Raw genomic sequence first — 24,348 nt, 5'->3', positions numbered from 1 at the left:
ATAGCGGCTATTATTAGATAAGATACGGTCGCTACTGTGCCGTTACTGGCCCCGAGACTATTCCGTGTTTCAACAATACATAAGCAGTCGGTGGGGAAGTCGGTCAGCGACGTTTGCGATCATCGAGATCGATGTAGAGCTGGACCAGTATCTGGAGTAGTGGCTATTCGATATGTTTATTCTTCGTCTCCACAGGATATCGACGTCGCTCTACTCGGCTTTGGAAAGGCTATCCCTAAACACCAGTCTAGCGGCGGATCTCAGGTCGGCTGGTCTGGTTTCAAATACGGCGATTGCCGACCGATTGAAACATCGGCTCTGCAATTTTGTGTTATGATCGATGCAGCTGTCGCCTGGCTTCTGAATAACGCAGCAGCACTGGCATCCCTTGGGTTGACCGCGACTCTCGTGGTACTGTATTATCAACAGAAAGAGATACTACGCGTCGAGAAACTCCCTGAAATTGAGATTTCATCGCGTTCGCTCAATGGGGATGACTTGGAAGTAGTGCTCTCGAATTACGGACACGGCTTAGCCAAGAATATCTCCTTTCACACTGTTGTTCACGCGCCGAACGCAGAGAAGTTCGAGCCGGTTTTGGTCGATACAAGAGCTCGTCGGGTCACCGAAAATTCCGATACAACACTCGAACAGTCGGTTCGACCGCAAGAAGCGCAGGTCACATTCTGTGGAACTCCCAAGCTGGGCTATCAGCTGGAAGATGAAACCCACCGCTTTGCGGATTTCTCAACCGGTTTCAGACATCTCAATCAGGCTGATATCGACTCTGTCTGGTTTCAGATCTATGTTGTCGTCGACGATCAACTTGGAGGATGTCAAATGAAACCGCTCTTTTGGCCAGCTCGAAATCCGGGTGACATCGCGAAAGAGATCGATGTGAGCGATGACCGAATCGATCTCGAGACTGGATACGACCTCGGCGGAAAGTATGACCCTGAGGAGATGCCCGATATTCTCACCCCCGATTGTCGTGAATGACGCCTGAGCCTGAAGCGACTCCTACCGACGGCATCAATCGGACTTTTCCCCTGGCACTGTCTACGACGAGGTAGTGACGGAGCTCGAGGTCGCCAACGTCGTCGGGATGATCACTTATCAGCAGGAACTCGACCTCGCGGCGCTTGCTGAGACGTTCGACGAGCGGGACGAAATCACGGATGTCACCTACGAACCGGCCGACAACCACTGGTTACAGACGCGCTTTGCCCCCGACGACACGTACGTCGCCTTCTATCGGACCGGGCGCTGTTCGATCGCTGGCTGTCGATCTACCGAGCACTTCGAAACGATGGTCGATCGTGTGAATGCGGTTATGCGTGAGCTGCTGGACTTCGAGTACGAGCCGGCGGCTGAAATCAGTAATATCGTGGCGACAAGCGACCTCGGCTCGCCGATTCCGCTGGAACTGCTCACCCTTGAGCTGGGGATGGACGCCGTCGAGTACGAGCCCGAGCAGTTCCCAGCGCTGATGTATCGTGGAGCGGACCACGTGATCCTCGTCTTCGCGAGCGGGAAACTCCTGTGTACTGGGCTCACCGATCTGGAGGCTGTCTCGGAAGCGGTCGACGATCTCGTCGCACAGATTCAAGCCGTCGTCTGAATGGCCCCTCTCGAAGTGCGATGTGGATCGGCTCTTCACTGACTGTCTTACCAAACAGCTGTATCCGAGACAGCGGCTAATGTTAGGTAAGATAGAGTCACGGCTGTGCTGTTTCTGCCTCAGGTGCCACGTCGTGATTCAACAATACATAAGCAGTCGGTGGGAGAAGTAGGTGACAGCACTGGCTGATGGAGATCGTTAGTACGATGGGCTCGGGCTCGCTCGGTCGCGAGCTGGATCTCGATGTGTTCGTCGACGCTCTACAGGAGGCAGTTGAGTACGATGTAAATCCCGGCTACAGCGACTCCGGGATGATCACGGTTCGCTTAGAGCCGGAGGGCGTTGCCTATTTGTTCTACCGAAGTGGAAGCTTCCAGATTCGCGGTGCCGAAAACGAAGCGGCTCTTGAGAAAGCGGAGGCCCGGCTCCAAGAGGTATTTGCGGAGATCGGCCTAGAGGTCCCCGAGTACTCGTTTGAGCAACGAACGGCCGTCTTCATGGAGAATCTGGACCGGTCTATTGATTTGGAACGGCTAATGATCGAACTCGGGCTCGAACACACCGAATACGAACCGGAACAGTTCCCGGCGCTCATCTACAAACCTCCCGCCTTCGAGGTGACGCTTCTCATTTTCTCCAGCGGGAAAATCATCATCGGCGGAACGATGAGTAAGCGTACCGCTCAGGAGGCCATCGACCATCTGACTGAATCCCTCAGTTAGAGGTCCTCTTCGGTGAAAATCAGTCGTACACTGTTCTTCTTTGAGCCACTCGACGTGTTGCTCGTAGTCCAGGTCGTACTGTCGAACCAGCTGCCAGAAGCGACGGGTGTGGTTCCGCTCGCGAAGATGTGCGAGTTCGTGAATGACGACGTAGTCGATCACGTCGGGTGGAGCCATCACTAAGCGCCAATTGAAACTCAGTGTGCGCTGGACAGAACAGCTAGCCCATCGCGTTCGCTGGTTTCGGAGTTCAAGACGTCCGGGGTCGACATCCATATCGGCGGCGTAGTGGTCGATACGGGCTTGGAAGTACTCCCGTGCCTCGCGCCGATACAGTTCCTCGAGGACGTCTTTGATGCCTCGTTCGTCGACCGCTGTCGCCGGGAGCACGAAGGTCGTTGGCGTTATTCGAGCTCGATCAGTTGTCTCAATCGAGAGCCGGCGCTCGTTTCCGAGATACGGGAATGCCTCTCCCTCTTCGAACAACCGCGCTGGGGCGCGCTGTCGATGGGTTTCGTATTCACGCCACTTGTCCAAGATCCACTGAGCATTCTCGTCGGCGACGGTCTCGGCTTCGATCTCCGACCCTGCAGGGAGAATGATCCGCACGCCGTGGATGTCGACGTCGATCCGCGGTTCTGTAGCGTCGTCGCTCTCGATGACATTGTACTGAATGGTTTCGTCGAAGACGTGGATAGCAGGCATCGTTACTCCGCATTCTCGATGAGATATCCGATCGTCTCCTCTAGGAACTCGTCGTCCTTCGCGAGGGAACTGAGCCCGTGGGTCTTGATCAACCGCTGAATGACCATCTTCCGGATGGCCTTCCGGGTGCTGTCGCGCGTTTCCCAGCCCTCGAAGTCGGTCTGTATCTCCTCTTCGAAGCCTTCCCAGAGGTCCTGTGCGACGTTTTTGGCCGTCTCTTCGTCGGCGATGACGTCGCCGTACTCCTCGTCCAGCGTCAGATAGATGGCATAGCTGGCGTCGCTGAGCCCCTGCTCGGACAGCTCTTCTTCGAACTCGAGGATCTCGTTGCTCACTTCGGTGAGCCGTTCGACTGCCTCGGGATCCGTGATCGACCCGTTCTGTCGCTTGGTGATGATCCGCTCGACCCGCTTTCCGAACTCCTCGTACTGCGGATTGCTGTCGACACGCGGCTGGAGATGCGCCTGGGTCGCGTGCTCGATTGCGTTGGCTTTCGCGCCCATCGAGGGGAGATCTAGGCATCGCTTCGAGGTCCTCGCCGTTGAGCTCGTAAATCGGGAACTCGTGTTTGATGTTGGTGACGTCGACGTTCTCCCGGAGAATCTTCTGGGTCTGGGCACGGAACTCGTCCTCCGGTGACTCGTCTCGGTTGTTGTTCCGCCTGAAGGCGATGTAGATCGTCAGAAGCCACCGGTAATCGTCGCGGATTCCCTTCTTTTCGAGGTCAGGGTCGGGTTCGAGCGTCTCGTAAAGATCACGCACCTCGCGGAACCCTTGCTTGAAGTCCCGCTTCTCGGGATGCGAGCTAACGCGTGAGAGACACTCCAGCAGGGTTTCCTGGCCGTCGTTACGCTCGATCCCCTCGAATAGACCCAGCAGGTCGTCGATCTTCTGCTCGAGTTTCTCGAAGAGCTCGTCGCGCGGCTGCGCGGCCATCTCCTTGACCTCCTCGTCGTCGTACTCGAAGGCTTCGTCCAGGTTCCGGAAGACGCCCTGATAGTCCACGATGAGTCCGTTGTTCTTCTGCTCGGCCGGCCGGTTCGTCCGGGCGATGGCCTGGAGCAGCTTGTGGTTTTTCAGGTTCCGATCGAGGTACATCGCCTTCACAGCCGGCGCATCGAACCCTGTCAGCAGCATATCACAGACCACAACGAGCTTCGGATTCTCGTCGGGGTCTTCGAACCGACGAATGATGTCGCTGCGTTCCTCGGGAGTGGTGTGGAACTGGCTGATGAGCTTCTTGTCACCGGGGCCGGACTCGTCGCCGGCGCCGGGGTCATTCGATGTGTAGAGTACCTCGACTTCCTCCGGATCGCGGTACTTCAGCAGTTCCTCGCCGTACAGCGCTGCCGCTTTCCGGCTCGGCGTCACCACCATCCCCTTCCAGTCGTTCTCCTCGACACCGCGGTAGTGCTCGTCGATAGAGCGGGCGACGGCCGACACCCGCGACCGGAGTTCGGCGATTTCGGTCTGAGTGACGTACTCCTGGATGAGTTCGCGTTTCTCGTCGAGGTCCAGATGGTCGAACTCGGCGTCGAACGCCTGATTGAGGCTCTCCCTATCGATGTCCCACTCGATCTCGTGGATGTCGAAGTGGACGGGAAGGATCAGTCCGTCGTCGATCCCGTCCTTGATCGAGTAGCGGTGGAGGTAGGGGTCCTCGCTATCGGGAATCTCGTAGTTGCGGAAGGTGTCACGGTCGCCTTCGCGGACCGGCGTGCCGGTGAAGCCGAAGTGATACGCGTCCGGGAGGGCGGCGTTGAGCTTCGTCCCGAGGTCCTTCTCCATGTAGCGGTGGGCCTCGTCGGACATGATGACCGTCTCGTCGTTCCCCTGGACGTCGCTGTCGACGTTCCCGAACTTCTGGATCGTCGTCAGCACCAGCGTACTCCGGCCCTCCTCGAGGAGGCGCTGGAGATGTGCGCCCGACCGGGCGACATCGAATCGGTCGAAATTCAGCGCGTTCAGCTGGTTCTCCATCTGGGACTCGAGGTCGTCCGTGTCGACGACGACGAGAACCTGCGGGTTGTCGAGGACCGGGGCACGATCGCCGAGCGTCGCCCCTTGGATCAGATTCCGGGCGGCGAACAGCATTGTGAACGACTTGCCGCTCCCCTGCGTGTGCCAGACCAGTCCCCGCTTGTGGTTCGTCGTTCGGATGAGATCGAAGATCTCCTCGACGGCGTAGTACTGCATATACCGGGGGATGATCCGGGCGTCGCCACCGGGCTGGCGCTCGTGGAAGACGTAGTTTTTCAGCAGGTTGAGGAGCGTCTCGTGGTTGCACATCGCCCGAATGGCCTGCTTCGGTTCATTGTCCTCGACGGCGTACTGCTCAGGAGCGTTCCGCCACGGCATATAGAACCGCTGCGGTGCGCCGACGCCGGCGTAGCGATACTCGCCCTGGTCGGCGGCGACGTTGAACAGGCCGGGGACGAACAGCCGCGACCGCTTCTGCTCGTAGTTCCGCAGGTCCCGGATCGCGTCGTAGAAGTCGTTGTCCTCCGCGATGGACTTCAGCTCCATCGTCACGAGCGGGATGCCGTTCACGAACAGGTTCACGTCGGGACGAATCCGTCCGTTCGGACCGTCGACTTGGAACTCGTCGGCCGCGACGAACCGGTTGTTCTCCAGATGCTCGAAGTCGATGAGGTCGACATAGATGACGTCGACGTCGCCGTCCTCGTCCCGGTCGGTGACGAACCCCTCGGCTCGGAGCGTGAACTTCTTGCCCGTCGTGAGCACTTCGTGGAAGTCCCGATTTCCGCTGACGAGCGTGTCGTGGTTGAGATCCCGCTGCAGGGAGTTCAGCACTTCGTCGACGTTGTCCTCGGTGATCTCGGGGTTGATCTCGCTGTCGACGAGCCACTCGCTCAGGAGGTCCCAGTAGATGACTTCCCGCTTGTCGGTGCGGTTGTACTCACGATCCAAGCGAGAACCACCGTACTCGCCGTCGAGACCGTAGACTTCCCAGTCGAGTTCCTCGAGCCACCCGAGGACGTCGTGCTGATAGCCAGCCTCGCTCGGTAACTCAGCCATTGATGCGTACCCCTTCTGAAATTTCAATTTCGTCTTCGTGAAGCCTGGTCTCCCCGGAGATCAAGGACCTCCTCACCCCTGTCTGAAGGCGTTGAATCCGATTACTCTGAGCGTTACGTGATTCGATATTTTGGTCAATATTTCGAAGATACTGAACAATCTGTTCTTGCTCATCCTTCGGCGGGAGTGGGACCTTGATTTTCTTGAGGTTTGTCGCATTGATGTTTGCCTGGCTCACACCCTTAGTCACGAATGCCTTTAATCGACCCTGGCACTCTGCTGTATTCATGTAATAGGTGAGATAGTACGGGTCGATTAGATCGTTTGTCCTCAGTCTGATCAGATATGAGGCAAAGAGGTAGGTTCCCTCTAACTCGAAGATACCTGTTTTCCCGACTAACTCGGGGCTATTCGTACGATTGAATAGGATGTCTCCCTTTTTGAGTTCGTACTTTTCGACAGTCTCCTCGTCAAATTCGCCGTATTTCAGAGGGGAAGGAACCATATACCCATTTTCGATATTATTCATCCGGAAGACCGGATATTCACCCTCCTCTGAAAGACTGTCTGAGGTTCCGTATTGGACCATCTCGGTGACATCACCTATGGTGACCAAGTCCCAGTGAGCAGGGATTTCACCTACGGGAGTGTTAGTGATATCTCCATCTTCATTGATACCTTGATGGTAGACTGTTTGTTTCACACCACGTTGTACTCGATGGAGTTTTTGTTTCTCTTCTTTGACTAGTTCCAGAGTCGAGTCAAGGTTTTGGAGGACACTTGCGATCCGCAGCTGCTCCTCCATCGGCGGCACGGGAATCTGCACACGCTGGACCTCCCGCTTGCTGATCTCCGAGAAGGTGCTCCCCGCGCCGAGACTCTCCAGATACGGCGCCATCTCGGAGATCACGTAGTAGAGATACCAGGTGTTCAGCTTCTCACCAGGGATGAGGCTCTGGAAGCCCTGATTCGTCGCCATCGGAACGGTGTTGACGGCACACTTCCCGATGGACGCACGCGACGTCAGGAGGACCGAGTACGGCGGCAGTACGTGCGTCGACGACGAATCCAGCCCAGCCTCCGTGATCTTGTCTTCGGTGTCACTGATGGTGTTACCTTGCAGCTCCGTCAGATCCGTCGGCGTTGCCCACAGGATGTCGCCACCCCAGTACTCGTCTTCGTCCGTCGACGGGGTACTCCCGCCCTGCACCGTCGCGACCTCGTCGAGACGCTTGATCTCCCAGTCGGTCGGGAGCGACGGGAAGCGAGCGGTTCCGTGGTCCTCCGGCTCGATGTCTTCCGACTCGCGCTCCTCAGACGGACGCTCGCCACTGCTGTCGGCGCTCGCGAACTGCTCGAGGTCGCTCTGATCACTCATAGCCGAGCACCTCCATGTGCTGGTCCATCCGCGCCTCGAGGTCGTCACGCTCCGCTCTGAGGTCGTGTAGTGCCGACAACTCCTCGGCGACGTCGATCTCCTCCCGTGGCTCGGTCGTGTCGACGTAGAGCGCGATGTTGAGGTTGTAGTCGTTGGCTGCGATCTCCTCGACGTCGACGACGCGGCTCACTCGCTCCTCGGTGTCCCAGGATCGGAAGTTCTCGACGATGTGATCGAGTCCCTGCTCGGTGAGCTCGCTTTGGTTGCTGAGCTCCCGGTAGAACTGCTCGACGTAGTTGTCGCCGGCGTGGAGGAACAGCACCTGCCCCTGCCGCTCGACGGGCTTGTCCTTGTTCAACACGAGGATGGCCGACGGGATGGAGTTGTTCTGGAAGAGATTCGCCGGGAGCCCGATGACGGCCTCGACGATCTCGTGGTCGACGCCGGGAATCCCGTCCCCGTCGGGCGAGAGCATCGGCTTGCGGAATTTCGACTCGTGCCGACGGAACAGCACGCCGTGGGGGATGACGATGGCGGCACGCCCAGTCTCGTTGAGCTGGGCGATCTTGTGCATGATGAATGCGTAGTCACCGCGGTCGGCCCGTGGGAGCTTGCCGTCCTCGGCCCAGCTGAAGCGACCGTACTTGTCGTCTCGGAGGCCGTCCTTGTCCCAGTCCGCCGAGAACGGGAAGTTCGCAAGGACGTAGTCGAACGTCTCCAGTCGGCCGTCCTCGGTGAACTGCGGACTGCTGAGGGAGTCCTCACGTCGGATTTCGCCGTCTTCGCTGAACCCGTTGATAAACAGGTTCATCCGAGCGATGGCGGCGATGTCGGGGTTCACCTCCTGCCCCGTCAGTCGGAACCCGTCGGGGTCGCCGCTGTCGGGATCCTCCGCGGCGTAGCGGGCCGCACGGACGAGCATCCCGCCCGAGCCGGCCGTGGGGTCGTGGATCTCGGCGCCGTCCGTGTACGGCCCGAGCAGCCGCACCATCAGGTCGGTGATGTGTGGCGGCGTGAAGAACTCCCCACCGTCGCGGCCTTCTTCGTCGGCGAAGTGCCGAACGAGGTCCATGTACGCCTCCCCCAGCAGGTCCGGCGGGACGCGGTGAGTACTGAGGTTGTAGGTACTCAGGTGCTCGACGAGGTTCGCGAGCTTGGTGTCCGTGAGCGCGTCTGCGCGACGGAAGTCCGCACGGAAGACGCCGTCGAGGGTCGGCTCGTTTTCGCGCTCGAGCGCGCTGAACGCGTCGTTGATGAACTCGTCGACGCGCTCGTTCTGCTTGCGCAGTTCCTCCCAGCGGTACTCCTCGGGGACGACGAAGTCGTGGAACGCCTCGTCGCTCGCGATCTCGGGGTCGTCGTACTCCTCGAGGAGCTCCTCGTAGTTGTCCTGGTAGGTGTCACTGATGGTCTTGTAGAAGACCAACGGCAGGATATAATCCTTGTAGTCGGTCTTGTCGACCGTGTTGCGGATGATGTCGGCGCACTTGAACAGGTAGCGATCCAGATCGTCGAGGGTCGGGGTGGTGTCGGAACTCATTGTGTGGAATCTTCGTTGAGGGCGGTTAGCATGATCTGTGCGGGCGGGTTGCCGGGCATGTACTCCGCGAGGACGTCCTCGCGGGCGGCCAGCCGAGCAAGCCCGTTGCGGGTCCGATCGAGAACGACGGCGAGCCGGAGGAGTGTCCGGACGTCAGCGTTGTGAATGGCATCCTCGCTGAACGTCTCGCTCGTCACGATGCGGGCGGCCGCGTGTTGGACGAGTTCATCGGCATGATGGCACACGTCGGGGACCGTCCGGAGGTGGCTAGCTCCCCGTCGAGTCGATGAACGCCGTGGCGAGCACCGAAACCAGCAGCTCGTTCTCCGCGAAGAGATCGGGGAGCTGTCGCTTGGTTTCGGTGCGCTGGTCGTTGACCGCGTCGAGTTCGTCGTCGAACGGCCCGTCTGCGCGCTCGCGGGCAAGGTACATATCGACGTGCTCGCGGTACAGGTCCAGCAGTGCGACCTCGTCGATGCGGTAGCGGTGGTCCTCTTGTACGACGAGACCGGTATCGGCGAGTTTCCCGACGTTGTTCGATACGGCACCCTTGCTGTGCGGGAGTCGGTCCACCAGTTCCCGCTGGCGGAGCTGCTCCCCCTCGTCGAATTGCGCACGGGCTAACTCGCCGAGGATGTCGGTTTGGGTTCGTCCCTCACGTGGTGTGAGGAGTGTGGCCGGTGATGGCATAGATGGTTGGTGTGGTCGTAGGTCAGCCAGCGGCTACGGCGGCACGTGCCGGCTGTTGAGCGGCCCAGTTACCCCTTGAGGCGGACGGCCTCGGCGTGGTTCTCGCCGACGTCGGAGATGCGAACCTCGACCTCGTCGCCCTCGCTTAGGTCCTTCTCGGGCGCGGGCACGAATGTCACGAGCCCTTCGATATGGGCGACCGCCTTCGGGTCGCGCGGGTCGCCGTAGTCGGTGTCGTCGACGACAACCGTCCGGGTGTCACCGACGTTGACGATGTCGGTGGCGTCCCGTTTCTGGGCGTTGACGTGGGCGTCCTCCTTGTCGAGGACGCGGCCCGAAAACAGACCTCGAAGAGCGTCGAGGTCGTCGCGAAGGCCGTCGACCTCCTCTCGGAGTGCTTCGACCTCTGCCTGCTGCTCGTCGAGTTCCGCCTCTGCCTCCTGGAGGTTCGCGAGGAGCGACTCGTACGCACGCTCGAGGTCCTCGACCGTTTCGAGTCCTTCCTCGATCCGTTCGTCGAGTCCCTCGATGCGGGCGTTTTGGTCTTCGAGAGCCTCGGGAACCGCCACCAGGAAGGTGAAGAGGTCCTCGAGACCGTCGAGGTTCGATCGGATGTGGTGCGTGTGCGTGCCGCCGTTAGATGCGCTGGATGCCATTGCATCTGTACACGTTGAATGGCAATACCATAAAGGTTACTCCTGTAGTGGGCGGTCATAGAGTTGTTTATCATATGTGACTTGATGTTTTGTCTTCCAACCGGGCTCATCGCTAGTCGTGTCGACGTTGAGTAGACGGTAGCAGAAATCCACATCTCTATCTGACTGCTCACCAGAGAATAGATACCAAAGCGGATGACCCGACGATTCGAGATTGGTGATGCCGTTCGTATTGATATCCCTGACGAGACGGATCCAGACCATGACCGTCTCCACGGCAGTCGGGGCGAGATCACTGCGATCCTGGAAGACGACGCCGGCGAGGTCACGGGCGACGTTCGCGACACGATGCTGTACCGCGTCCAACTGGAGGATGGCACGGAAGTTGATGTCCGATGGCGCGATCTTCGTCCGCCGTAAACGACCGTCCTCACGAGGATAGCTATTCGAACTTTCGAGAAAACCTTACCAAACACTACTGCGCAGTATCCCCTCTAATGTTTGGTAAGATACGGGCCGCATTCAGCCTCTTATTCTTCGTAATTCCCGAAGAGCGACGACAATCCGGGGAAGAATATCTACGTTTATGTGAGCGATGGCTGAACTGGGGCCTATGGCAGACCTGATTGTTAAATCGGCCGTGAAGGACGCCCTCGATGACACCAACGTCTCCGCAGACTTCTACGAGGCGCTGGACGACGAAGTTGCCGAACTCCTCGATGACGCTGCACGACGAGCTGAGGCGAACGAACGGAAGACGGTCCAGCCGCGCGATCTGTAACCGACGCGTTGCGATCAGTCTTTTCTGAGCGGCGTGGGAATCCCGCCCGCAGTAAATCGAGCGACCGCTCCGCAGCTGGGACACTCGTCGACGAACGCACAGACTCGAAGCGTGGTTTCTAACTCGCGAACGCTGCTACACACGGAGCACTCGTACGCGGTGCGATACCGGACTGACGGACGGTGGTGTTGCTGTGGTGTATGGGAGTTCGATGCCGGTGTCGCCTTGCCGTGAGACGCTGCTGTCCGCGCTCGCTCGCGGTTCGTCGTGGACTGATCGTGATCGAGCTGCCAGGCCGAATCGGGAAGCATGTCGTAGATGCGCTCTGGCTTACTGAAGCCAATATCGAGAGCAGCAGACTCGGCTGGGTCGCGTGCGTCATCTGATCGGGGCTCTTCGACTGAGCTCCCGTCGACGTGTGATGTGTCTCGGTGACCCAGAGGATCCGTCTGTGCCCATGCACCGAGTTCGACGGCCTCTGCCTGCTCGTAGAGCACGCCGTCGATGGCAGCGGCCAGTTCGGCGAGTGGCTCGGATATCTCGGACTCGCCGTGTTTCTCGACAGCGTTCTCGAACAACCATTCTCGGAGCGTCGCTGCAGTCTCTCTATTGACGGTGTACGATGGAACAGAGTTCATTCGTCTCTCACTCCGTCCCTCTTGGATGCGACAAACCACATACCGCACCCATCGACGTTGACGGGGCTCTGTACTGGTGTTAGCGAGGTTGTGGCTGCGCGCGCAGCGACCGGAGGGAGCGAGCACGGAGCGGTGGGTGGGGCGGAGGGGCGTCCACGGGTGGTGGTCGCCACTAAAAACGGGGGAGCGCCCCGCTCAGCGCAGGGTGTCCCGTTCTTCTTCGAGGCCGACACCCGGGTCGTCGGTGCCGTGTTCGGCTTCGTAGGCATCGACGAGCTCCCGACTGTACCGCGCGATCCGGTTTCGGGACGTCGGTACGATCGTGCTCGCCGCCGCGGCAACCTGCGCTTGCGTGAGGTGCTTGCGCGAGAGCAGCCGATCCGCCGCGTACAGCGCGGACGCCGCGACGGTGCACCGTGGCGTTCCCGGCCCGACCGGCACCTGATCGCCGAGCTTCATCAGGTGTTGGGCCAGCCGCCACGTCCGCACCGCTCGCGCCCCGGGGATGGCGTCGTCATCGAGCGCGTCGACGACCGCCATCACGGCGTTGGGCCTGATGAGTGGCGCGTCGAACCCGCATTCGCACCGGATCTTCCGCGCCGCAGCGCACACCCGCTCGTGGGGCGCTTTGGTGTGCGTCGCGACCGCGATATCGATCTCGTCCCGGTCGACTGATGAGGCCCGTGCGGCCAGGAGGACGGCGCCGCCGGCGAGTGCCTCCCAGGCCATCCGCCCGCCCGGCAGCCGCGCTTCCGAGGCGCTCCGGAGGTGTTGCGCTGCCTGCTTGATGACGTGGTCCGGCAAGCTCAGGTTGCCGCCGATCATCTCGACGTCCCGCAGCCCCTCGTTGAGCCGCTTCGTCCGCTTGCGCTTCTCGCCGAACTGCATCCGTTTGTGCCACTTCCGGAGGCGCTGGACCTTTTCCCACTGCTCGTTGTTCAGGGGATTGCCGCGACCGTCGGTGTTCCTCCCGATCTTCGTGTGCAGGCCCTTGTCCGTCCGGAGTGGGTCCACTGTCTCGATGCTCTGGTCGGCGTCCCCAACCAGGCCCAAGTCGTTCAGCGTCGGGCTCAGGTCCACCCACTCGTCGGCGACGATCAGCCCGCAGTCCGTGCAGAACGACTGCTCGTCTTCGGTGATCACCCGCCCCTCACACTCCGGACAGGCCGACCGCCCCGACGGCTCGTGTTCGATCGTGGGCTCGTGACCGCGTTCCTCGGTGCTTGTACTCTGTACATCCGAAACCGTCTTTTCGCTCGCGTTGTTACTCGACATTGCGGTAACCTGAAGGCGCTCACCACAGCGCCCGACACCCCGTGTTCTAGCGACGGGGATATCCCCGACGTCACGACCGACAGAGCCGTCTGCGCGCTCTCGCTCGCGCCTTCGCGAGCGCCCTCTTGGGCGCGAGCGAGAGCGCGCCCGCACGGAGGGGCACAACCAGCGCCGCGCGCCGACCCGCCCGGAGCGAGCGACCAGCGGAGAAAGCGTGGGAGGGTGAGCAGCCACGCCGCGCAACCCCCCGCGCTTTCCCGCTGGCGTCGAGGGCACATCCATTTTAGCCCGGAACGGGCGCGAGCGGTGCGGAGAGCGCCCGCACGCCCGGAATGGTCGGTCGCGAGCGACGCGGAGGGCAGCAGCGGCGAGCGGCGCGAGCCGTTGGAGACACACCGGACAGCCGATGTCGTCGATGAGGAAGCAGGCCACTACCTGGCGGACTCAGAAAGGGCGAGGCCGTCTCGATCGTCCCCCGACCCCGCAAGCACCGCAGGCACGAGGCGCGCAGCGGCGGTCGCGGGACGTCGAGCGGCCGAGGGCTTTCGACGATGATGCTTTACAATTGCGGGCTGGCTATCGGCACCCGAATGTCTGACCTCTATGATGCGATTATGTCGTGGGCTGCGGACAGTGAGTACATCGACCCCGAACACGTCTGGCCGCTCGGGATTGGCTCCATCGTCGTCATCGTTGCGCTCGTCGATGTCCGGGCCCTGGACCAACTTCTGGCGTCGCTTGACGGATTCACGCAGCTACGACAGTTGCTGGTGATGGCACTGAAGGGGGTTGCCGCCGGGATGATTACGCACTTCGCCTACAGTACGAGCGACATCTCGTTTCGAAGCCGGCAGACACTCCAGAGCAAAGAACAGGCGCTCCTGATCATTCTCGGCGTCGGTGTTGGCGCCGGCCTCCTGATTGACGTCGTCATCCCCCAGCTGGTGGAGCCCTTCCCGTTCGTCGTTGTCCAGACTACCGGCCTCCTGCTCGTAGTCGGTATGTGGTACCTGCATCTGCTAATCGAGAATTGGAAACTGTCGAACGAGTGGCCCCACGTACTGAGTGGGCTGCTCATTGCCTTCGGTCCCTATGTCCCATACCTGCTGTAGAACGAAGACAGGGAATATCGCGGTAGACGGCCGTATTCAGGGCTATAGGAATCACTACAGGATTCGCTAACAACCAACGCTACCGTCGACACAGTCGCAAGAAACAGGCTACCCGTCGTACCGGAAGTCACGATGTTCGTTATCGATGGGAGCGGGGTTCCCGACCTCTTCTGCAAGGCTCTGGAGTTCAGAGAGAGTCATACTGTCAACCGGTTCGCTAGTTCGCATCCGTAGCTCTCTCACCAAGTTTTCGCGATTGGCAGGAACCCAATTGTCGCCGAAGTAGTATCCAAAGATCTCTTCGGTCCAGTAATTATCCTCGACATCGTCACGGGTTGCCTCAAAGTGATCGAGCCTACTTCTGACATGGCCTTCGGATACGTCAGAGTCGATGTTATTGGTGACTGCCTCTGCGTCAAACCAGTCATCAGGACTGGCTTGGAGAAAGTCGATGATCTCAGAGTCTACGGCCGCCATAGTGTCATATTATACACTGATATTTAAATACCTTTTAGTACCGAAGTGAAAGTGAAAATTGCGGCTAAACGGACCACACTGTAAAATTCTGAGCTCAAATACGAACTCAATTACTCTCCGAGGCGTTCTCGAACTTGGGCAACGTACGGACTGGTATCCCAGCTTCGATGCGGACTAATCACGGAAAGCAGCGTCCTCGCCGCTTCGTCGGTTAGATGGCCGTTCCGGGCGTACTCACTGATGAGTCGCGGTGTCGGCACAATCCGCGGACCCTGTAGCACCGCGTGGATGAGCGGGAAGTTCGTCCCGCCGAACTCGTCGGTGAGAAAGCCGTCGACGTCACGTACGTTCGCGAGAACGATCCCGTCGGTTTCGCCGTCGTCGAGGCCGAACGTCGGCCGCGAGTCCGGGGTGTCCGCACGCTCGTAAGGGTCCTCGACGGTGTAGAAGTCACGAGCTGCGAGCACGTTCGTCGCTGCGGCGCCGTGGATATCCTGATACTGGGTAAGATCCTGAAGTTCGGCGACAACCTCCGGGGGCACGAACACGTCACAGGAGGTGAGCAGATACTGGAGCGGGTCGGGCTCGGTGGCAGTATCGTACGTGTCGTCGGCCCGCGGTACGGCCAGACTGACCAGTGCGCTCGTATCAGCGACGATCGTCCGCAGTCGCCGCTCACTCATCGCTCGTCGGCAGTAGTGTCGACTGTCACCGCGTCTCCACCATAGATGTCGACGTCCTCAGGGGCCGCGAGATCGAGTGGCTCGTCGTCGAGGTCCGCCTTGAGCAGCCGCAGCCGCTGAGCAGTTTCGGCGCCGACCAGCTGCTTGACGGTCTCGAACTCGAGCTGGTCGTCGTAGTACTTCGTCGCGACCAGCTCTTGAAACGTCTCGCTGTCGGCGGTCTCCTCGATATATTCACGGATGGCCTCGACAAGCAGGTCCGTCCGATCCTTATCGAAGAGGTCGGCAATTGCGTCAAGCCGGTCGACGAGATACTCCGGGGACTGGAAGTGAACGCGTCGCGGCTCGTCACTCGAACTCATCCTATGTGCATATCTTGCACATAGAGTGATAACCGTTTCGGCATCTGCACACAGCTTGCACATCGAGGGGTGAAATCAAGAATCGTCCTGTCGTGCGTTCAGCTCTTCAAGAACCTGGACAGCCGTTGTCCCGATTCGAACGCCGTCGATGTTGTCGACGTCGAGGCCCGCCGTCGCAGTTCGAAACGGATAGGCGTCGACAAGTACGCGCTGGATAATGGTTCGGACAGTCTCCGAGCCATACTTGTCGACGACAGCCGCCATCGCTTCGTCCAGGTGGCCGTCTTGATGATCCGCTCGTGGGTTCTCTGCTCGCTCGAGGACGAGGTCGATGACGTCATCAACCGATGGATGCTCGGGATTCCCGGTGCGCTCACGAACGTCATAGAGGGGCTCAGAGTCGGTCATCACTACTCCTCCGTCACGTCCTCGTTCGTGTCTTCCGCCGCTGGCTCCAGCCGTCGCTGTCGACGAACCTCCGCGAGCGTGTCCTCCAGCGTCCCGAGCGCCTCGATGGCTTCGAGCTCATCGGTGATCTCCTCGAGAAGGCGGGCTCGCTCGATCGCCTCAGCATCGCCGGCAGTCGTCTCGATTGCCTCAACGCGGAGCCGGCGCTCCTCTTGCCACCCACAGTCCCAGCACGTCCGGACGACGTCGAGACGCTCGTCTTCAGCAGCATCGAGAACCGCATCGGACAGTGGCGTCGACGGCAGTCGGTCCGGCCCGACCTCGAGCGTGACCGAGCCACCGCACGCAGGACAGTCCATATCCGACAGGATGCGCGCCGCGGTCATCAACATCGGGGACCCACGAGACAGACTCACAAATGGTGTTGTCGAGGACCCGATCCTGATACCCCGGGCTGGTCGTTGGACCGACGAACGCTCTGGTGACCCAGTAGACGAGACTATTCTTTCAAACTGATACATTCCGAAAGTCAGGACTTCACAGATGGCCCCTCGGCCGGAGAGAGCCGGCGGCCTTCGCACATTGCATATCGCCTCTTTCTTTGGACGAATTCCGCGATATGCAGGATAGAATAACGCGCTCAAATCGCAGAAGAACCCCGTCGGGCCGATTTGAGCGCGTAGAAAATACCTCGACGAGCTGCCGGCTCACCACGATTTCGCTAAAATTGCTCGACCACGGGGTAAACGGGGTAAATTCGGGGAGTACCGATGAGAAACACGACTGGCCCTGTGTCAAGAACGCGTCGCTAGATGGCCACGCGCCCCCTGGAGATAGCGAAAGATATCCCCGATTCCCGCGAATTCGGGACGTTGAACCCACTCAAAATTGCCCGACGAGGTTTCGGTACAAGCTCGACAGTACGACAGCTATCCTCTCGATATCCTGAGAGGTCGACCTGTTCACAGCCCGTACTCGACAGTGGACACGTTCGGAGTATTAACCAATAATCCGAATCAAAACCAGAGCCTGTTGGTTAATAATCTACCCCCTCCACTGTTTCCGGAGCTTTGTCCGGGCGTGATGTGCGGTGAAGTAGCCCTTCGATCTGCCTGATACACTCATCCCACCAATAATCCTTAGGGGCGGCGCGTGCTATCGAAGCACATGTTCGATCTCTTCGGCGACGACGGCCACGACGACCGTGTGGAGGCCCAAGCAGATCTGTTCAACACACTCGGTTATTCAGATGTGCGGGCGGATCACACATCGGACTACCCTGACCCCGAGCAACGAAACGGACGAGTACCCGATGTAACAGCTGATAGCCCGTTTGGCCGTGATCCCGTAATCGAGATAGATAGCGGTACGACGACCTCCAAACGCGATCAGCGCCAGCTGGATGATCTTGAGTCTGGGATTGGTCCAGATGAGCGCTTGGTCCAAATCGACGATGATGACCAGCTGTTCGGCGGTTGGTAGGCCGTTCTAAATACGCATAAAAGCGTCAAACGGCGGGCTTTCTTAGAAGCTATCGACCGGGAGAGCGGCTCAGTTTCTCTGGGTGAATGCCGCAAGATGAGTTTCAAGACGACAGCACAATTAGATGAGTGAACCGAGGGTACAACGAATGGATCACGCACCGCCCGAAGCTCGAAGGCGAGCTGACGACATCCTCGAGAACTGGTCCCCGCCGGCGCTCGATATTCTCTGGGCGATCGCGCAGTGGTACAACGGCACCGTGCTGGAGCGAGACAACCAGCGTTATCACATCGGATGGCATCGTCCGCCAGACCTCCAGACGCTTCTCGGCTGTTCCGACGCGGAGTGGGAGCAACAATACGAACCTGCGTTCACCGACCTCCAGGCCCCCGCGACATCGCCGAGGCTCGTCGAGGACCGGCACAGCGGCCAGAACGAGGAGTCACAGCCGTGGCTCACGGAGCAGTACATCCTCCGGCGCAAGGTTCGGTGGACACCGGCCCGGAGCGCGCGAACCGCGATGGACACGCTCTTCGCCGGCCTGTTTGATGACGACGAGCTCCCACAGCACCAGCTCGAGCCCGACACCGGCCTCGTCGGCGACTGGGACGAGTCACTCCTCCACCGTACCGGCGTGGCCGTCGTCTCCGCAGTCTGGCGCCAGCAGGGACGCTCCGTCAAGCTATATCCCGGCGAACAGGGGCAGGCCCAGCCGGATGTTCGGAGTACCGCACTCGACGGTACCACCTGGGAAGCCGAAGTGCTGACTGACCACCACGACCGGGGAATGCCCCGATCGAAGTTCGCGACCTTCGCCGAACAATCGGAGCGACAACACCTCTGGATCTTTGAGAACCGACAAACGGCTTTCGAGACGCTGAACCGCCTCCATGAGGCCGGCGACATCGACTGCCAGATCGCAAACGCACCGTTCGACACGCCGGAGAACTACAGCCTCCAGGTCGGCAACCGCTACCTCGACCAGAGCCACACCGACGCCGACTACCACTGTCCCGGCATCGACCGGATCGACACGATCACCGGCCTCTACGAACGCTTCTATGACGATGCTATGCGCGCCCGCCTTGCGGAACCTTCGACCACCACCCACTTCTGATATATCTCACCAATCAAACATACCTCACCTAGACACCTCTCTCGCAGTATAACCCACTCTCACTTCCCCTAATAATCGCGGAGATTTACGCAGGTGGGGATCATCTATTCAAGGGCGGCTCAATGCGCTGAATCTACAGAATCAACCTGAAACACCTGCGTAAACACCGTACTACTGAGAATGACGAATTTACAGACCTCTACATCGGAAATAGTCATAATACTAGAACACATTCAGCTCGAACACACAGATCTCTCGGGGTGGGCTTGATCGTAGGAACGATTTGATCCAGTCCAACAGTAGTAGATAGAGTATTAAGTCCAATTAACACAGGTTTCAGGCCCATTCGACGAAATTTTGGAAAACTGAAGGTGAGTCAAAATCCATATATAGTTTCGAAATAGATGTATGGGTATGGCGCGAGAGATACGCTTCGAGCTTGATGATGACCAGCACAAAGAAATGAAAGAAATAAAAGATGAACAAGGTAGGACGTGGGCAGGCTTGTTCGTTGCAGGTGTTAGAGAGTTAGAAGGGACTAGCAGCGGCGATCGGCTTGATGGACTAAAACACGACTGGGATAAGGACCAACGAGTCTTTCCTGAGCCTGGGAATGATCGACTTGGATCCTTCAAGGCTGGTTGGACAAAAGCAGAAAATGGCGAAGAATTCGGCCCAAGAGCACTAGAGGGCCTTTCGTGGCATAACCTTGGATGGCGGTTAGGAATGATATTCGACGACACGCCCACAGAGCTGAAAGAGGAACTCTACCGGTGGTGTGTTGAGCAACAAAAGGAGACGCAGGAAGGAGAATAATCGACGGAACAGTATTTTATAATGCGTCTCGAGGGTGGTAGTAATCGTCGGTCAGCTCGAGTGCCTGTTCGATAGTTCGCTCATCATACAGCGTGCCCTCCGAAACAAGACTCACCCACTCAGCTCGATTCCGATCCGATTGTCGAACCAGCCGTTCTATTTGCTCGCCATCACCACCGGTCCAATACGCAAGCTGGCTGCAGAACGCGACATCAGCCTCCATTTGATTCGCATACCCCGCACTACTGCCAGTCCATAACCGCCGGAAGACGTCACCAGCGGGCCCGTACTGTGCCCGTTCGATGACTGCAGTATCACTCAAATCAACGTCGACACTAGGCTCTGATGGCAGTCCACCGAATTCCTGCACATCGACGGCAGACAGCGTGGCCGCGGCCTCGGATGGGTCAGTAGCTCCTTTCCACGCCTTGTAGACACCCCGGAGTTCCGTCGTTCGCTCGGTAACTGTCGCCGGCGTCGACGACAGCCGATCACCTGTAATCGATATGTAGAACTCCGCATCACAGATGTCGATCGGCCCGGAGGTCCAACTCGGTGGCTGCCCCGCAACGATAATCCGAATGCTCTGACCGTCGTATGCAGCTTCAGTATAGGAATCAAGCGTCTCAATCACCGTCCGGGCCCAGTCATTGAGGTCGCCGGTCTCAGGATCACGACAGGCAGAGAGTTCGACAGCAGTAAATGGGTCATCGTGTGTGGGATAGAAGGCGAGTCCGTCGACATCGAGTTCGGACGCCGTCGCGGTGGCGTATGCATCCTCAAAACCACTCCACGTATCTTCGTCATCGAAGGTTGCGCGCTCGCCGGTCGCCGGGTCGATCGGTGTAAGCGAAATCCCGTCTACCGAGTCGTCAGTATCAGCTGCTCGCCAACAGATCCACTGCTCGCGCTTGCGAAGCGCCTCGGGAACGGTCTCCCAGCCGGGGATGCGTTCACTGGGCATCGGCGCGACCTCTATGACCAAGATGTCTCGTCTCGTCCGAGCTGTGCCACAGTCCTGTAGAACGCCGATACCTGGAGGGCGACATTAGTGAGTGACAGGACCGCATAAAACTTGTACTCTCTGGGGGTGGAGAAGTCCTACACTCGATCATAATCGAGATAACACCGTCTACTAGCGGAGCGAATTCCGATTGTGAAATCCGGATTCAATGTCTTATTTGTACAGTATCGCCGGAACCAGGGGGGAATCGGAACTAGGAAAACTGCTCAAGAACGGAGTGAATCGGTTATATAGGAGAGACTACCGCAATAAACAGTGTCCGGACTCACGCCGAAGAACTGTCACTCGTAGTAATCGAGAATCCACCACACTACACAGTAAGCTAACCCACGGCTAAAGCCGTGAGTTTTCAGCGTGGACTCCCGTTCTGGCCGAATCCTCGGCAGGAGGCTCGTATTCTCCGTTCACGTTCAGCGTCCCGCTGTTCAAGCGCACGCCTACGGGTGCGCCTCCGCCGTCTCCGGTTTGGTTCCGGCGGAGATACCGCAAGCCAATGTTTTTCGCGGCGTTGTAGTCGGCGTGGTTCTCGTAGCTACACTTCAGGCACTCGAAGCCCTCGCTGTCCCGGTTGTCGGGGTGAGTGAACCCACACTCAGAGCAACGCCGCGATGTGTTCTCTGGGTCTATCTGAGTTACGTCGATACCGTATTCTGCGGCCTTATATTCGACGTATTCGTAGAGACGGTCGAATGCCCACTTGTGGCCCCACGACGCGCCGGTTCGTTCACGAATGTCGGTCAGCTCCTCGAACGCGATCACCGAACATCCGTGTTTGCGGGCCTCAGAAACTAGATCGTTGCTGATTCGATGGAGCGTCTGTTTGAACCGACCTTCTTCTTTGCGACCGACAGACTGGATGTTTTTGTGAGCCCACCGTGTCCCATGTTCCTGCAAGTCACCACGCCGTTTCTCGTACTCTCTGCGCCAGTGGTCAAACTCGTCGCCCACCCAGAACGTCCCCGTCGAAGTGACAGCAAGATTGTCCACGCCGAGGTCAACACCGAGAACCGTTCCGTTCTCAGCGGTCACCTGTACCGACGTGTCAGACTCCACGTCCGTCTTGCAGTGGATGTGAAGCATCCAGCTGCCGTCTCGGTAGTGCAGTTCCGCACCCGTCGTTTCGTACTCGTCTGAAAAGAGATATTCCGAGTGCGGTGTGTCACGATCCTCGTCGGGAAGCACGTAGTCGGCTTCGATGCGATCGTCCGTGGTAGCGAGGGTCACATACTCCTCGTGGAAAGTGGCAGTGCGGTGGTCGTAGACGAGGTGGGAGCTAGTGAAGTGTGGCATCGACGCCTTCTTGCCCTGCTTCCATTTCTCGACAACGCTTTTGCAGGCTTCAGCAGCCTTGTTGCGAGCGGCCTGGACGTGGTTGCTGTGGAGATTGGTTTCGCCGCGCACGTCCTCGTATGTCTCGTCGTGGAGCCTGGTCTTGCTGGTGGTGATGTATTCGCCTTCGAAAGCGTGGCGTGTCACGTAATTAGCAGCCCACAGGAACTCGTCTATGGTGTCTTGAAGAAGCGCAGCGTCAGCACTGTCCGCGTCGAGCTTCACTGGGACAGTGCGCCGCTTCTCCATACATCATACGTAGGCTCGGTAGGTCAAGATCATTGGGGAATCAGCTCTGTCGTAGTCGGTGATTTGGTTCACAGAGTGTACGCTTTCTTCAACCCCTGAAGGGATGGGTTTCCGCGCTGTTACTATTACGAAGACAGCAAAAGCGCGCCGGGAGAACGAACCGTTATCGAACTGAATCTCCCAGTTCTACGGGGGGGTCGTTAGGACCGAAGAGAAGAGCTCTCACTATGAGGGGGAAACACTCCGCTGAGCTACTCGTCCGACCATTCACTCACTGGCAACGGAATCGATCAGCGTCCACTCAAGCTTGTGCAGCTGTTCAGCGACATCGCTGTCCTTGTTGATCTGGTAAAGCGGGCTCCCACTGATCTTTCGAGTCTGTTCTACGACCTCCATCGCCTGGAGATCCTCAATATGATCGTACACGGTGCTACGACTCATCCCGGCCTGCTCGGCGATCTGACTGACGTTGATGTCACGGCCTTCGCTCAGGAGGACAGCAAGGATCTTCACTTTCGGATGGTTTCCGAGGAGCTCCGTTAGCGCGGTCTGTTCTGCGAACGATCCGCCCCCGGATTGTACGTCTGGATTGGTCGCCATGGGTGTGGATATGGATGTGGATAGACACACCGTCACCCCCGGACACCGAGTTGATACAGGTGGTGGGTTTAGCGGTGGCCGGTGGAATTACCGGTGTGAATCTATCCGAGCTTGGGTGTTGTTTGATCTGAGCTCACGAATACTGGTGTAACAGTATTCGTGAGTCGGGCTCTGTCTACACAGTACTGTAGTGTATTGGATGGTATAAGTGTTTCGCAAAATAGCCAGATATTGGGTTATAGAAATACAAAATCGTCTGTTTGGAACATCAGAAATAGATTTCAGATGCCCACCTCTGTTTGCCGAAGATAGAAGAGTGTTGTTTCAGCAAAACACTTATGTGCGTGCGCGTTTCTAGATAAAGTACTGAGTTGATACAGGTATGAGCGACTGGAAAACTGTTCATCTGACCGTGGTAGCGAAGATGGTACGGGTTCCTGTGGTGGGGTCTCACCACAAGCAGAAAGACACCATCAAGGGATGGTGTGGGGGTTTCGATGGCGACGTCGTCGACGACGCTATCGATGATCTCGTCACCGATCCGACGGCGCCGCTTCAGGAGAAGGGGCGGGGGACGATTCAACTGACGAGCGTCGCTGACGCCAAGCAGTTCCTCGACCAGCACGACGATGACGACGAGTTCACGTGGTTCACCTGATGTTGTGGCGAGGTCGAGCTGACGGCGATGCAACTGACTAGTCAGCGTGGCTACTATGCAGATACAGATTCTCCATCTAACCTGATGACTGAAGAGAGAACCCGAGTCGATTTCAACGCCCCGAAACCCCTCATCGAACGTGCTGACAGCGTCGGTGAAATCCTCGGGATCTCCCGGACTCGCCTTCTGATTGACGCCCTCGAGGACAAATTCGCCGCCCTCGCCGACGACGAGGAATTCCGCCAGCGCCTGAGCAGGGCCTATTACGATGGTCGTGTCGACGGCGACACCGTCGAAGCAATGCTCGGTCGCGAAGAAGCGATGCGGCTGAAACTCCTTCGAGAGTCGATCGACCAGTCACTAATTATGCCCCAGACCGAGGGCGATCTCCCGAGTGACGATGCCTTCTACGATGGAGAGATCTCCGAATGGACAGACTCGAGTTCGCCTAATGCATCGGATGGCGAGTCACACTCCTAACGACATCGAAGCCCACCGTTGACCCCAGTAGCATCGAGGAGAGCGTCACCAAAATCTTCACCATACAATAGTGACATCCGTACAAGCAGTTTAGCTACTATTGAAATACTATAGGAATTCCTAAATGTGAGCAAATAGGTATTCATATAGAATAAGCAAGGACTGTTCTAGGGGGAAGACCCTCAGCGAGCCATCAAGAACTCGGAGAAGCCCGGTGAGCTACCCTAAATCGTGTGACCACTTTCACCTTGCTATGCGGACATTTAGTTTATCTCGGACCCTTGACCGATTTATGAGCGACAGTGGAGCCGAGACAAGTTCTGTAGAAACAAGCAGCCGGGGGGCAGTCATTTTAGATGAATCAGATCCGCGAACGGTGATAGAACGCTTACCAAATACCGTCTTCCCGGTCATGATTCGATTTGCTCTCCAGAAATCGACGAGTGGTGACCGGACACACGAGTCGCTAAGGACACCAGATTACCCTGTAGACGTGCGAATTCCAC

27 protein-coding genes and 2 pseudogenes are annotated in these 24,348 nt (G+C 58.4%); 11 read left to right on the top strand and 18 right to left on the bottom strand.

Going from position 1 to position 24,348, the window contains the following annotated elements; translation table 11 throughout:
• Window positions 1–159 precede the first annotated feature (159 nt).
• From ACODNH_RS01405 to ACODNH_RS01395, 3 genes are all read left to right on the top strand, one after another.
• A complete protein-coding gene (locus ACODNH_RS01405) occupies window positions 160–999 on the top strand; it encodes a hypothetical protein (protein WP_434530172.1) in 840 nt (279 codons plus the stop codon).
• Window positions 1,000–1,072: 73 nt separating this feature from the next.
• Window positions 1,073–1,621 carry a TATA-box-binding protein gene (locus tag ACODNH_RS01400; RefSeq protein WP_434530171.1) on the top strand — a complete coding sequence of 183 codons (549 nt, stop codon included), beginning with the start codon at window positions 1,073–1,075 and terminating at the stop codon, window positions 1,619–1,621.
• A 188-nt stretch (window positions 1,622–1,809) separates the two neighbouring features.
• Window positions 1,810–2,343 (top strand): transcription factor, encoded by a 534-nt coding sequence (locus ACODNH_RS01395; RefSeq protein ID WP_434530170.1) that lies wholly within the window; start codon window positions 1,810–1,812, stop codon window positions 2,341–2,343.
• Window positions 2,344–2,391: 48 nt separating this feature from the next.
• On the opposite strand, the pseudogene ACODNH_RS01390 reads toward ACODNH_RS01395, so the two are convergent.
• From ACODNH_RS01390 to ACODNH_RS01355, 8 genes and pseudogenes are all read right to left on the bottom strand, one after another.
• Window positions 2,392–2,964: pseudogene (locus ACODNH_RS01390) on the bottom strand (M48 family metallopeptidase); the annotation flags it as partial.
• An 86-nt stretch (window positions 2,965–3,050) separates the two neighbouring features.
• Window positions 3,051–3,551, bottom strand: coding sequence for a type I restriction enzyme endonuclease domain-containing protein (locus ACODNH_RS01385; protein ID WP_434530225.1), 501 nt, complete (start codon window positions 3,549–3,551; stop codon window positions 3,051–3,053).
• Between the two features lie 499 nt (window positions 3,552–4,050).
• Window positions 4,051–6,087 (bottom strand): annotated as a pseudogene (locus ACODNH_RS01380) (type I restriction endonuclease subunit R); the annotation flags it as partial.
• Window positions 6,080–7,465, bottom strand: a complete 1,386-nt coding sequence (locus tag ACODNH_RS01375; protein ID WP_434530169.1) for a restriction endonuclease subunit S — start codon at window positions 7,463–7,465, stop codon at window positions 6,080–6,082. The pseudogene ACODNH_RS01380 and the gene ACODNH_RS01375, both read right to left, overlap by 8 nt.
• Window positions 7,458–9,005: a type I restriction-modification system subunit M gene (locus tag ACODNH_RS01370; RefSeq protein WP_222609061.1), complete on the bottom strand. Its 1,548-nt coding sequence runs from the start codon at window positions 9,003–9,005 to the stop codon at window positions 7,458–7,460. The genes ACODNH_RS01375 and ACODNH_RS01370 overlap by 8 nt, the downstream gene beginning before the upstream one ends.
• Window positions 9,002–9,250 carry a hypothetical protein gene (locus ACODNH_RS01365; protein WP_434530168.1) on the bottom strand — a complete coding sequence of 83 codons (249 nt, stop codon included), beginning with the start codon at window positions 9,248–9,250 and terminating at the stop codon, window positions 9,002–9,004. The genes ACODNH_RS01370 and ACODNH_RS01365 overlap by 4 nt, the downstream gene beginning before the upstream one ends.
• Before the next feature lie 22 nt (window positions 9,251–9,272).
• Window positions 9,273–9,695, bottom strand: a complete 423-nt coding sequence (locus ACODNH_RS01360) for a MarR family transcriptional regulator (protein ID WP_434530167.1) — start codon at window positions 9,693–9,695, stop codon at window positions 9,273–9,275.
• Window positions 9,696–9,763: 68 nt separating this feature from the next.
• Window positions 9,764–10,351, bottom strand: coding sequence for a TRAM domain-containing protein (locus ACODNH_RS01355; protein WP_434530166.1), 588 nt, complete (start codon window positions 10,349–10,351; stop codon window positions 9,764–9,766).
• A gap of 195 nt (window positions 10,352–10,546) precedes the next feature.
• On the opposite strand from ACODNH_RS01355, the gene ACODNH_RS01350 reads away from it, so the two are divergent.
• Together ACODNH_RS01350 and ACODNH_RS01345 are read left to right on the top strand one after the other, a co-directional pair.
• Window positions 10,547–10,771, top strand: coding sequence for a hypothetical protein (locus ACODNH_RS01350; protein ID WP_225935442.1), 225 nt, complete (start codon window positions 10,547–10,549; stop codon window positions 10,769–10,771).
• A 193-nt stretch (window positions 10,772–10,964) separates the two neighbouring features.
• The gene (locus tag ACODNH_RS01345; RefSeq protein WP_222609064.1) at window positions 10,965–11,132 is read left to right on the top strand and encodes a DUF1931 domain-containing protein; all 168 of its coding nucleotides are present in this window, start codon (window positions 10,965–10,967) and stop codon (window positions 11,130–11,132) included.
• A 14-nt stretch (window positions 11,133–11,146) separates the two neighbouring features.
• Here the strand turns inward: ACODNH_RS01345 and ACODNH_RS01340 are convergent, their stop codons facing one another.
• Window positions 11,147–11,770 (bottom strand): hypothetical protein, encoded by a 624-nt coding sequence (locus ACODNH_RS01340; RefSeq protein ID WP_434530165.1) that lies wholly within the window; start codon window positions 11,768–11,770, stop codon window positions 11,147–11,149.
• Between the two features lie 195 nt (window positions 11,771–11,965).
• On the bottom strand, window positions 11,966–13,477 hold the full coding sequence (locus tag ACODNH_RS01335) for a transcription initiation factor IIB (RefSeq protein WP_434530164.1): 1,512 nt from the start codon (window positions 13,475–13,477) through the stop codon (window positions 11,966–11,968).
• A 119-nt stretch (window positions 13,478–13,596) separates the two neighbouring features.
• Here ACODNH_RS01335 and ACODNH_RS01330 point away from each other — a divergent pair, with 119 nt between their 5' ends.
• On the top strand, window positions 13,597–14,157 hold the full coding sequence (locus ACODNH_RS01330; protein WP_434530163.1) for a hypothetical protein: 561 nt from the start codon (window positions 13,597–13,599) through the stop codon (window positions 14,155–14,157).
• A 108-nt stretch (window positions 14,158–14,265) separates the two neighbouring features.
• Here ACODNH_RS01330 and ACODNH_RS01325 read toward each other — a convergent pair whose 3' ends face one another.
• The 5 genes from ACODNH_RS01325 to ACODNH_RS01305 form a co-directional block, all read right to left on the bottom strand.
• Window positions 14,266–14,634 (bottom strand): hypothetical protein, encoded by a 369-nt coding sequence (locus ACODNH_RS01325; protein ID WP_159670963.1) that lies wholly within the window; start codon window positions 14,632–14,634, stop codon window positions 14,266–14,268.
• A gap of 110 nt (window positions 14,635–14,744) precedes the next feature.
• Window positions 14,745–15,317 carry a hypothetical protein gene (locus tag ACODNH_RS01320; protein ID WP_390278417.1) on the bottom strand — a complete coding sequence of 191 codons (573 nt, stop codon included), beginning with the start codon at window positions 15,315–15,317 and terminating at the stop codon, window positions 14,745–14,747.
• Window positions 15,314–15,679 carry a hypothetical protein gene (locus tag ACODNH_RS01315; protein WP_275880631.1) on the bottom strand — a complete coding sequence of 122 codons (366 nt, stop codon included), beginning with the start codon at window positions 15,677–15,679 and terminating at the stop codon, window positions 15,314–15,316. The genes ACODNH_RS01320 and ACODNH_RS01315 overlap by 4 nt, the downstream gene beginning before the upstream one ends.
• Before the next feature lie 75 nt (window positions 15,680–15,754).
• Window positions 15,755–16,087, bottom strand: coding sequence for a hypothetical protein (locus tag ACODNH_RS01310; RefSeq protein WP_434530162.1), 333 nt, complete (start codon window positions 16,085–16,087; stop codon window positions 15,755–15,757).
• Window positions 16,088–16,089: 2 nt separating this feature from the next.
• Entirely contained in the window at window positions 16,090–16,479 is a 390-nt protein-coding gene (locus tag ACODNH_RS01305; protein WP_434530161.1) for a hypothetical protein, read from the bottom strand.
• A 775-nt stretch (window positions 16,480–17,254) separates the two neighbouring features.
• Between ACODNH_RS01305 and ACODNH_RS01300 the strand changes: the two genes are divergently transcribed.
• The 3 genes from ACODNH_RS01300 (at window position 17,255) to ACODNH_RS01290 (ending at window position 19,502) form a co-directional block, all read left to right on the top strand.
• Window positions 17,255–17,569: a hypothetical protein gene (locus ACODNH_RS01300; RefSeq protein WP_434530160.1), complete on the top strand. Its 315-nt coding sequence runs from the start codon at window positions 17,255–17,257 to the stop codon at window positions 17,567–17,569.
• A 148-nt stretch (window positions 17,570–17,717) separates the two neighbouring features.
• A complete protein-coding gene (locus ACODNH_RS01295) occupies window positions 17,718–18,686 on the top strand; it encodes a hypothetical protein (RefSeq protein ID WP_434530159.1) in 969 nt (322 codons plus the stop codon).
• Window positions 18,687–19,100: 414 nt separating this feature from the next.
• Window positions 19,101–19,502: a hypothetical protein gene (locus ACODNH_RS01290; RefSeq protein WP_434530158.1), complete on the top strand. Its 402-nt coding sequence runs from the start codon at window positions 19,101–19,103 to the stop codon at window positions 19,500–19,502.
• A 16-nt stretch (window positions 19,503–19,518) separates the two neighbouring features.
• On the opposite strand, the gene ACODNH_RS01285 is transcribed toward ACODNH_RS01290, so the two are convergent.
• From ACODNH_RS01285 to ACODNH_RS01275, 3 genes are all read right to left on the bottom strand, one after another.
• Window positions 19,519–20,466 carry a phage NrS-1 polymerase family protein gene (locus tag ACODNH_RS01285; protein WP_434530157.1) on the bottom strand — a complete coding sequence of 316 codons (948 nt, stop codon included), beginning with the start codon at window positions 20,464–20,466 and terminating at the stop codon, window positions 19,519–19,521.
• Between the two features lie 393 nt (window positions 20,467–20,859).
• Window positions 20,860–22,104 carry an RNA-guided endonuclease InsQ/TnpB family protein gene (locus ACODNH_RS01280; protein WP_434530156.1) on the bottom strand — a complete coding sequence of 415 codons (1,245 nt, stop codon included), beginning with the start codon at window positions 22,102–22,104 and terminating at the stop codon, window positions 20,860–20,862.
• 267 nt (window positions 22,105–22,371) lie between these two features.
• On the bottom strand, window positions 22,372–22,704 hold the full coding sequence (locus ACODNH_RS01275; RefSeq protein ID WP_434530155.1) for a winged helix-turn-helix domain-containing protein: 333 nt from the start codon (window positions 22,702–22,704) through the stop codon (window positions 22,372–22,374).
• A 382-nt stretch (window positions 22,705–23,086) separates the two neighbouring features.
• Between ACODNH_RS01275 and ACODNH_RS01270 the strand changes: the two genes are divergently transcribed.
• On the top strand, window positions 23,087–23,362 hold the full coding sequence (locus tag ACODNH_RS01270) for a hypothetical protein (RefSeq protein ID WP_434530154.1): 276 nt from the start codon (window positions 23,087–23,089) through the stop codon (window positions 23,360–23,362).
• An 84-nt stretch (window positions 23,363–23,446) separates the two neighbouring features.
• Window positions 23,447–23,842 carry a hypothetical protein gene (locus ACODNH_RS01265; protein WP_434530153.1) on the top strand — a complete coding sequence of 132 codons (396 nt, stop codon included), beginning with the start codon at window positions 23,447–23,449 and terminating at the stop codon, window positions 23,840–23,842.
• The last annotated feature ends 506 nt before the right edge of the window (window positions 23,843–24,348 follow it).

This window comes from Haloarcula sp. NS06 (genome assembly GCF_051122755.1).
In the GTDB taxonomy this organism is placed as follows: domain Archaea; phylum Halobacteriota; class Halobacteria; order Halobacteriales; family Haloarculaceae; genus Haloarcula.
The sequence above is the reverse complement of the archived record's forward strand: the minus strand, read 5'-3'. Positions and strand labels throughout refer to the sequence as shown.